The organism is Streptomyces lydicus (genome assembly GCF_001729485.1).
Lineage (GTDB): Bacteria > Actinomycetota > Actinomycetes > Streptomycetales > Streptomycetaceae > Streptomyces > Streptomyces lydicus_D.
In genome coordinates this window covers 2,893,997-2,904,701 of record NZ_CP017157.1, presented here as the reverse complement: position 1 = coordinate 2,904,701, position 10,705 = coordinate 2,893,997, and the positions used below count along the sequence as shown (strand labels likewise).

1 protein-coding gene is annotated in these 10,705 nt (G+C 71.7%); it reads right to left on the bottom strand.

The window, feature by feature from the left end; genetic code table 11:
* Window positions 1–149: 149 nt before the first annotated feature.
* Window positions 150–10,613: a type I polyketide synthase gene (locus tag SL103_RS39220; RefSeq protein WP_432215392.1), complete on the bottom strand. Its 10,464-nt coding sequence runs from the start codon at window positions 10,611–10,613 to the stop codon at window positions 150–152.
* Between the last annotated feature and the right edge of the window lie 92 nt (window positions 10,614–10,705).

The window sequence follows — 10,705 nt, the reverse complement described above, 5'->3', positions numbered from 1 at the left end:
GCTCAGGCGTCGAAGAGGGGTCCGGAGGGATGGGGAGGGCTGGAGGGCTGGAGGGTTGGGAGGGCGAGGGGTGAGCGGGGCGAGGTCGCCGGAGGGGCCGGGGACCGGCGCCGAGGGCGAGTCGGCGCCGGTTCGGGCCGGCGGACCGGTCAGCCGTCCTCGCCGTCGAGAGCGAGGCTGACGAGGTGATCGATGTCCATCGTGTCGATCGAGTCCGTGAGGTCCTGGGACCCGTTCCGGTCCGCGCCGGTGACCGCGCGGGAGCCGTCGTCCGACCCGGGATCACCCGGTGCGGCCGGTGCGGTGTTCGCCGCCTCGGGGAAGAGCTTGGCCCCCAAGTGGGCGGCGACGGCCTCGGGCGTCGGATGGTCGAACACCAGGGTGGCCGGCAGGCGCAGCCCGGTGGCGTTCTTCAGGCGGTTGCGCAACTCGACCGCGGTCAGCGAGTCGAAGCCCAGCTCCTTGAACGGACGGCCGGGCTCGACCGCCGCCACCGAGGTGTGCCCCAGTACGGACGCCACCTGCGCGACGACCAGATCTTCCAGCGCACCGGCCCGCTCCGCCGCGGAGACCTTGCTCAGCCGCTCCTGCAACGACTCCGCGCCGTTCGCCGCGCCCCCGCCGTCCGCTGCGGTACGGCGGACCGGAGTCCGTACCAGCGCACTGAGCAGCGGCGGCACGCCGCCGGACGTGGCCAACGCACGCAGCGCGGAGGTCTCCAGCCGCATCGGCAGCAGCATCGGTTCGTCCGTCGCGCAGGCCGCGTCGAACAGTGCCAGCCCTTCCTGCGAGGTCATCGGAGCGATGCCCACCCGCGACATCCGGTTCAGGTCGGCACGGCCGAGGTTGCCGGTCAGCCCGCTGCGCTCCTCCCAGAAGCCCCAGCCGAGTGAGGTGGCGGGCAGACCCTGGGCACGACGTCGCTGCGCCAACGCATCCAAGAACGCATTCGCCGCCGCATAACTCCCCTGCCCCGGACCACCCAACGTCCCCGCCGCAGAAGAAAACAGCACAAACGCCTTCAGATCCACACCACGCGACACCTCATCCAACACCACCGCACCCTCCACCTTCGGCCGCAGCACACCCCCCACCCGCTCCGGAGACAACCCCTCCACCACACCGTCATCCAACACACCCGCCGCATGCACCACAGCCGAAACCCGATGCTCAGCAAACACACCCGCCAACACACCACGATCCGCCACATCACACGCCACCACCACCGCCTCAGCACCCAACCCACGCACCTCAGCAGCCAATTCCTCAGCAGGACGACGCGACACCAACACCACACGCCGCACCCCACACACACCCACCAAATGCCGCACCACCACACCCGCCAAAACACCACTGGCCCCCGTCACCAGCACCGCACCCTCACCCCACAAACCACCCCGCACACCACCCACCACCGGCACCCGCGCCCGCACCACACGCGGCACCCACACCACACCACCACGCACCGCAACCTGCGGCTCCCCACACACCACCACCGCACCCAACACACCCAACGAAGCAGCCACACCACCACCGCCCAACCCCGCCCCCGCACCCGCATCCACATCCACATCCACCAGCACAAACCGATCCGGATGCTCCGACTGCGCCGACCGCAACAAACCCCACACGGCGGCATGGGGAAGATCCAGCTCCGTTTCGTCGGGTGTGGTCGCGACCGCACCTCGGGTGAGGACGACCAGCCGCGACGAGGCGAAACGCTCATCGGCCAGCCATGCCTGCACCACTTCGAGAATCCGGCGCAGCGCGGCATGGGTGGCCTCGGCGAGCCCGGCGCCCTCGTGGTCCCCCGCGAGGCACGGGAGAACCACCACGTCGGGAACGTCGTGCGGCGACTGCGACTGGGCGGCGGTGAGCGCAGCCAGGTCGGCGTGGCAGGACACGGCCGCTCCGGACCGCTCCAGCGCACCGACCAGCCCAGCCACCCGTCCCTCGGCTGCCACGCGTCCCTCGGCTGCCACGTCTGCGACGCCCACCACGTCTGCTTCCTCGCCACCGCTCAGGACGGCCCAATGGCGCACGGATGCCGCGGTGCCGGCCACCATCGGGAGCCGGTGCCAGTCCACCGCGAACATCGCGTCGCGCACGGGCGAACTCGCTTCCCTGAGCGACTCCGTGGAGACCGGCCGGGTGACCAGCGACTCGATCGAGGCCACCGGGGCGCCCGTGGGGTCGGCGACCGTCACCGAGACGGTGTCCTGGTCCAGCGGCGTGACCCGCACGCGTAGCCCGGCGGCACCCGTCAGGTGGAGAGACACCCCGCTCCAGGAGAACGGCAGACGTGCCTGTCCCGCGCCCACGCCGGGCACCGCTCCGAGGCCCAGCGTGTGCAGGGCGGCGTCCAGGAGGGCGGGGTGCAGGCCAAAGGCCGCCGCCTCCGACGCCACCGTCTCGGGCAGCTGGACCTCGGCGAACAGCTCGTCGCCCCGCCGCCAGGCCGCCCGCAGCCCGTGGAACGCCGGACCGTACCCGTAGCCCTGCGCGGCGAGCCGGTCGTAGTAGCCCTCGATCGCTATCCGCTCCGCACCCACCGGCGGCCACACCGCGAACTCCGTCCCGGCCGGGACGTCGGCGGTTTCCGCGGCGCCGACGGAGGCCAGCGTGCCGCTGGCGTGCCGCGTCCAGGGGCCGCGCTCGTCACCCGGCGCACGCGAATAGATGCTCAACGCCCGGCGTCCGGAGTCGTCGGCGGCACCCAGGCCGAGCTGCAGGGAGACACCACCACGCTCCGGCACGATCAACGGAGCCTCCAGCGCCAGCTCCTCGACCTGCCCGCAACCCACCTCGTCACCGGCACGCACCGCCAGCTCCACGAACGCCGTACCCGGCAACAACACCGTCCCGGCCACCGCATGATCCGCCAACCACGGATGCGACTGCAGCGACAACCGCCCCGTGAACAACACCTCGTCCGACCCAGCAACCTCAACCGCCGCCCCCAACAACGGATGACTCGCGGTCGTCAGCCCGGCAGCCGCCATATCGCCGACAGCGGAAGCGGGGGCCTCCAGCCAGAAGCGTTCGCGCTGGAAGGCGTAGGTGGGCAGGTCGACGCGCCGGGCGTCCTCCGCGGCAAGGAACGGTGTCCAGTCCACTGGCACACCGGTGACATACAACTCGGCAGCCGAGGTCAGGAAACGCTCCAGACCACCTTCGTCGCGGCGCAGCGAGCCTGTGACGACGGCGTCGATGTCCGCGTCGTCGAGCGTCTCCTGGACCCCGACAGTCAGCACCGGATGCGCACTGGACTCCACGAAGGTGGTGAAACCCTCCGCGGCCAGCGCCCGGACACCGGCCTCGAACTGCACCTGATGCCGCAGATTCCGGTACCAGTAGCCGGCGTCCAGAGCCTCCGTGTCGAGGAACCGGTTCTCCACCGTCGAGTAGAAGGGGACGCTCCCGGGCTGCGGCCGTACGTCCTCCAGAACCTTCAGCAGCTCCTGCTCGATGGCCTCCACGTGGGCCGAGTGCGACGCGTAATCCACCGGAATACGACGCGCCCGAATGCCTTCCGTTTCGCAGGAGGAGACGAACGCCTCAACCGCGGCCGCATCCCCGGACACCACCGTCGACGCCGGACCATTGACCGCCGCGACACCCAACTCGGCTGTCTGGTTCAGGCGTTGACGCACCTGGGCCTCGGGCAGGGCGATGGATGCCATGCCACCGCGGCCGGCCAGCTCGCGCGCGATGACCTGCGACCGCAGCGCCACCACCCGCGCCCCGTCCTCCAACGACAGACCACCCGCCACCACCGCAGCAGCAATCTCACCCTGCGAATGACCCAAAACCGCATCCGGCACCACACCCACCGAACGCCACAACTCCGCAAGCGACACCATCACCGCCCACGACACCGGCTGCACCACATCCACCCGGCCCAACCCGCGACCCCCGGAAACAACCTCCAGCAGATCCCAGTCCACAAACGGAGCCAGCGCCTCACCACACCGCCGCATCCACTCCGCAAACACCGGCGACGACGCGATCAACTCCGCGCCCATCCCCACCCACTGCGAACCCTGACCAGGAAAAACCAGAGCCGTCCGCCCCACCTCACGAACCGACCCCACCACCTGCACCACACCAGCCGCCGGCACCTCACCACGAGACACCGCACCCAGCCCCTCCAACAGGCCAGACCGGTCGGCCCCCAGCACCACCGCGCGCCGCTCAAAAGCCGACCGCGACACCGCCAGCGACCGGCCCACCTCCACCGGGCTCAGCTCCGGCCGCGCCTCGACGAACGACCGCAACCGGCCCGCCTGCGCCCGCAACGCCCCCGCACCACGCCCCGAAACCACCCACGGCACCACAACCGACCCGGAAACCTCCCGGTCTGCCGTGAGCTCCGGCTCCTCCGCGGCCGGTGGCTCCTCCAGTACGAGATGCGCATTGGTGCCACTGATCCCGAACGACGAGACACCCGCCCGCCGCACCCGCTCCGGGGACGACGGCCAGGCCCGCTCCTCCGTCAGCAACTCCACCTCACCCGCCGACCAGTCCACCTGAGGCGTCGGCTCGGCGGCGTGCAAGGTGCGCGGCAACTGCCCGTGTTCCAGGGCCTTGACCATCTTGATGACGCCGGCGGCGCCGGCCGCGGCCTGCGTGTGGCCGATGTTCGACTTCACCGAGCCGAGCCACAGCGGGCGGTCCTCCGCCCGACCCTGCCCGTACGTCGCGAGCAGCGCCTGCGCCTCGATCGGATCGCCCAGCCGGGTCCCCGTACCGTGCGCCTCCACCGCATCCACCTCGGCCGGCGACAGACGGGCGTTGGCCAGCGCCTGGCGAATCACCCGCTGCTGCGAGGGACCGTTCGGCGCGGTGAGACCGTTGCTGGCGCCGTCCTGGTTCATTGCGGTGCCGCGGACCACGGCCAGCACCGGGTGGCCGTTGCGCCGCGCGTCCGACAACCGCTCCAGCAGCAGCATGGCGGCTCCCTCGGCCATGCCCATGCCGTCCGCGTCGGCCGAGAACGCCCGGCACCGGCCGTCGACGGACAGCCCGCGCTGCCGGCTGAACTCCGTGAAGGAGGTGGGTACGGCCATGACGGACGCGCCGCCGGCGAGCGCCAGCGAGGATTCGCCCTGGCGCAGCGACTGCGCGGCCAGATGCACGGCGACCAGCGACGACGAACAACCGGTGTCCAGCGTGACGGCGGGGCCCTCCAGGCCCAGGAGGTAGGAGACCCGGCCCGAGGCGATGCTCGCAGTGTTGCCCGTGCCCAAGTAGCCCTCGACGCCCTCGGGTGCCTCCTGCAGACGCGAACCGTAATCGTGGTAGCTGACCCCGGCGAAGACCGCGGTGCTGCTGCCGCGCAGCGACTGCGGGTCGATGCCGGCCCGCTCGAACGCCTCCCACGACGTCTCCAGCAGCAACCGCTGCTGCGGATCCATCGCCAGCGCCTCACGCGGGTTGATGCCGAAGAAGGCCGCATCGAAATCCGTCGCGTCGTACAGGAAGCCGCCGTGCCGGGTGTACGTCTTGCCCGGTCGTTCCGGGTCGGGGTCGTAGAGCGACTCGACGTCCCAGCCACGATCGTTCGGCAGCTCCGAGATCGCCTCGCCGCCGCGGGTCAGCAGCTCCCACAGCTCCTCCGGGGACCGGACCTCACCGGGGAAGCGGCAGGCCATGCCCACGATGACGATCGGGTCGTCGTCGGACGCCGGGAGCACGGCCGGTGCCGGGGCGGCCGTGCCGGCGGCCTCCTCCGTACCGAGGATCTCGCCGCGCAGAAAGCCGGCGAGGACGGCGGGAGACGGGTAGTCGAAGATCAGCGTGGCCGGGAGGCGCAGACCGGTGGCGTTCTTGAGTCGGTTGCGCAGCTCGACCGCGGTCAGCGAGTCGAAGCCCAGGTCCCGGAAGGCCCGGGTGGGTGCGACCGCCTCGGGCGAGGCATGGCCCAGGACCGAGGCGGCCTGGGCCCGGACCAGATCGAGGAGTACGGCGTGGCGTTCCGCCGGCGCCAGTCCGGACAGCCGGTCGCGCAACGGCGACGGGGCGGGTCCCGCCGGACCGCCGGTGGCGCTGCCGCCCGCGCCCGCTGAGCCGCTGCCCGCGTCGAGCGCCTGTTGCGCCTCGGGGACGCCGCCGAGCAGCGGACGCGGCCCCGCCGAGGTGAAGACCGGAACGAAACGGTCCCAGTCCACATCGGCGACGGTGACGCACGCCTCGTGGTGCGCGAGGACCTGGCGCAGGGCGGAGAAGGCGGTGTCCGGGTCGAGGAACGGCAGGCCACGTGCCTGGAGCTGCTCGGGCTTGACGCCCTCCGGCAGCCGCTCGGGATCCCACACGTCCCACACGCCCCAAGCGACGGAACTGGCCGGCAGGCCCCGCGCGTGACGCTGTTCGGCGAGGGCGTCCAGGAAGGCGTTGGCCGCGGCGTACGCACCGTGGTCGCCGCTGCCCCAGACGCCGGCGATGGAGGAGAAGAGGACGAACGCGTCCAGGTCGTGCCCGTCGAGCAGCGCGTCCAGGTGGGCCGCGCCGGCGACCTTCGCGGCAAGCACGTCGGCGAACTCGGCCGGGTCGGCTTCGGTCAGCGCGGCCAGCTCGATGAAGGCGGCGGCGTGGATGACCGTACGCACGGTGTCGCCGTCCGCGGCGAGCCCGGCCAGGAGCGCGGCGACCGCGTCACGGTCCGCGACGTCGCAGGCGGCGGCGGTCAACCGGACGCCCCCGGCGGCGAGTTCGTCACGCAGCTCGGCCATGCCCGGCGCAGCGGCACCGCGCCGGCTGACGAGCACCACGTGCTCGGCACCGTTGTCCGCGAGCCAGCGGGCGATGTGCGGGCCGAGTGCCCCGGTGCCTCCGGTGACCAGAGCCGTACCGCGGGTACGCCAGGCGGCGTCGGCGTCCGTCGCCGAGCCGGTACCCGTACGCGCACCGGTACCGCTGCTCACTCCCGCACCCGGCTGCGCACCGGCCTCGTCCGCCCGGCCCGCTACCGCGAGCGGGGCCCGGACGAGACGACGGGCGAACACCCCTGACCCCCGCACCGCGAGCTGGTCCTCGTCGTCCAGCCCGCCGGCCAGCACCGTGCACAGCCGCGCGCCGGCCCGGCCGTCCCACGCCTCGGGCAGGTCCACCAGACCGCCCCAGCGCTCCGGCAGCTCCAGGGCGACGACCCGGCCCATGCCCCACACCTGTGCCTGGACCGCACTCAGCAGCGGGTCCGTGCCCCCGACGGACACCGCGCCCCGGGTCCCCAGCCACAGGCGGGCCGCGACACCCGCCTCCTCCAGCGCCTGCACCAGCGCCAGCGTCCCCGCCACGCCGGCGGCCATCGCCTGGTGGCCGGCGTGCGGACGCTCGTCCAGCGCGAGGAGCGACAGCACCCCGGCGAGCGGCCGGTCAGCGAGCTGTGCGGCGGCGTGCCACTCCTCGATACGGGCACGCCAGGCCACCCGGTCCGCGTCGGTCGCACTCAGCTCCAGCTGCTCCACGGACGCGCCGCCTTCGGTCAGCGCCGCTACGGCGCCGGTCACCGACGCGTCCTCGGCATGCCCGGTCGGGACCAGCACCAGCCAGGTGCCGTCCACGGCAGCTGGGCGCCGGACGTCGGGCGCCGGCTTCCAGGTCACGCGGTAGCGCCAGTTCTCCACGGCCGACACCCGCTGCCGCTCGCGGCGCCAGGAAGCCAACGCGGGGACCACCGCGCTCAGCGGCGCATCACCGGCCAATGCCAGTGTCCCGCTCAGCGCCTCCCAGTCCTCCGCCTCCACGGCAGCCCAGAAGCGTGCATCCACCACGTCGCCCCCGGCGAGGGGGGCCTGCGCCGCCGGGTCCGTCGACGCCGGGACCTCCAGCCAGAAGCGTTCGCGCTGGAAGGCGTAGGTGGGCAGGTCGACGCGCCGGGCATCCTCCGCGGCAAGGAACGGTGTCCAGTCCACGGGCACACCGGTGACATACAACTCGGCGGCCGAGGTCAAGAAACGCTCCAGACCACCTTCGTCGCGGCGCAGCGAGCCTGTGACGACGGCGTCGATGTCCGTGTCGTCGAGCGTCTCCTGGACCCCGACAGTCAGCACCGGATGCGCACTGGACTCCACAAAGGTGGTGAAACCGTCCACGGCCAGCGCCCGGACACCGGCCTCGAACTGCACCTGATGCCGCAGATTCCGATACCAGTAGCCGGCGTCCAGAGCCTCGGTCTCAAGGAACCGGTTCTCCACCGTCGAGTAGAAGGGGACGCTCCCGGGCTGCGGCCGTACCTCCTCCAGAACCTTCAGCAGCTCCTGCTCGATGGCCTCCACGTGGGCCGAGTGCGACGCGTAATCCACCGGAATACGACGCGCCCGAACCCCCTCGGCCTCACAAGCCGCCACGAACGCCTCGACCGCATCGGCGTCGCCGGCCACCACGGTCGACGACGGCCCGTTGACCGCCGCGACACCCAACTCAGCAACCCCAGCAAGGCGTTGTCGCACCTGGGCCTCGGGCAGGGCGATCGACGCCATGCCACCGCGGCCGGCCAGCTCACGGGCGATGACCTGCGACCGCAGCGCCACCACCCGCGCCCCGTCCTCCAACGACAAACCACCCGCCACCACCGCAGCAGCAATCTCACCCTGCGAATGACCCACCACCGCATCCGGCACCACACCCACCGAACGCCACAACTCCGCAAGCGACACCATCACCGCCCACGACACCGGCTGCACCACATCCACCCGGCCCAGCTCACGCCCCCCGGACACAACCTCCAGCAGATCCCAGTCCACAAACGGAGCCAGCGCCTCACCACACCGCCGCATCCACTCCGCGAACACCGGCGACGACGCGATCAACTCCGCGCCCATCCCCACCCACTGCGAACCCTGACCAGGAAAAACCAGAGCCGTCCGCCCCACCTCACGAACCGACCCCACCACCTCCACCACACCAGCCGCCGGCACCTCGCCACGAGACACCGCACCCAGCCCCTCCAGCAGGCCAGACCGGTCGGTCCCCAGCACCACCGCGCGGTTCTCCCACGCGGATCGGCTCGTGACCAGGGAGTACGCGACATCGACCGGCGCCAACTCCGGCCGGGCCTCGACGAACGACCGCAGCTGCTCCGCCTGCGCCCGCAGCCCCTGCTCCCCACGACCCGAAACCACCCACGGCACCACCACCGGCGCGGCAGCCCCCGGGGCCTCCGGACGGTGCGGTTCCTCCGCGGCAGGTGGCTCCTCCAGTACGAGATGCGCATTGGTGCCACTGATCCCGAACGACGAGACACCCGCCCGCCGCACCCGCTCCGGCGACGACGGCCAGGCCCGCTCTTCCGTCAGCAACTCCACCTCACCCGCCGACCAGTCGATGCGGTGGGAGGGCTCGTCCGCATGCAGCGTGCGCGGCAGGGTCGACGCGCCGAACGCCATGATCATCTTGATCACGGAGGCGGCCCCCGCGGCGGCCTGGGTGTGGCCGATGTTGGACTTCACCGAACCGAGCCACAGCGGGCGCTCGTCGTCCCGCCCCTGCCCGTACGTCGCCAGCAACGCCTGCGCCTCGATCGGATCACCCAGCGTCGTACCGGTGCCGTGCGCCTCCACCACGTCCACCTGGTCCGGGGTCAGGCGGGCGTGCGCCAGCGCCTGCCGGATGACGCGCTCCTGGGACGGGCCGTTGGGGGCCGTCAGGCCGTTGCTCGCACCGTCCTGGTTGATGGCGCTGCCGCGAATGACGGCGAGCACCGGGTGGCCGTTGCGCTGTGCGTCCGACAGCCGTTCCACGACGAACAGGCCCACGCCCTCGGACAGCGCCGTGCCGTCCGCGCCCGCTCCGAACGCCTTGACCCGGGCGTCCGGCGCGAGCCCCCGCTGCCTGCTGAACTCGACGTACGAAGCGGGCGAGGACATCACGGAGATGCCGCCGGCCAGCGCCATCGTGCAGTCGCCGTGCCGCAGCGCGTGGCAGGCCAGGTGCAGGGCGACCAGCGACGACGAGCACGCGGTGTCCACCGTCACCGCCGGACCCTCCAGCCCGAACGTGTACGACACCCGGCCGGAGACCACACTCGGCGTGTTGCCGATGCCGATGTGGCCTTCCGCCTCTTCGGGCACCTCGGGCAGACGGGTGGCGTAGTCCTGGTAATTGGAGCCGACGAATACGCCGGTGCGCGAACCGCGCAGCGACTGCGGGTCGATGCCGGCCCGCTCAATTGCCTCCCACGACGTCTCCAGCAGCAACCGCTGCTGCGGATCCATCGCCAGCGCCTCACGCGGCGAAATACCGAAGAACGCCGGATCAAAATCCGCCGCCTCGTGCAGGAATCCACCCTCGCGCACATACGTCGTGCCCGAGCGCTCCGGGTCCGGGTCGTACAGCGTCTCGACGTCCCAGCCACGGTTGTCGGGAAACGCGGTAATGGCGTCGCCGCCCTCGCGCACCAGACGCCACAGCTCTTCCGGCGACCGCACCTCACCGGGGAAGCGGCAGCTCATCGACACAATGGCGATCGGCTCGTGGTCCTTGGCCTCCGCCTCGCTCAGTCGGCGACGGGTCTGGCGCAGATCGTTGACCGCGCGCTTCAGATAATCGCGGAGCTTTTCCTCGGTCATGTTCGGGGTGGCGGGGGAGCCGGCGTTCGCGTCGCGGTTCGACATGTTCGACATCTGTGGTCACGTCCTCGTACAGCCGAAAGTCAAGGGGCAGGGCAGCAGGCTCGGAATGCGGGCCAGGCTTCCAGGGCTTGGGG

What these genes read in the sequence shown, in the direction of transcription:
- SL103_RS39220 (WP_432215392.1), bottom strand. Translation starts at nt 10,613, where the DNA reads ATGTCGAACCGCGACGCGAACGCCGGCTCCCCCGCCACCCCGAACATG.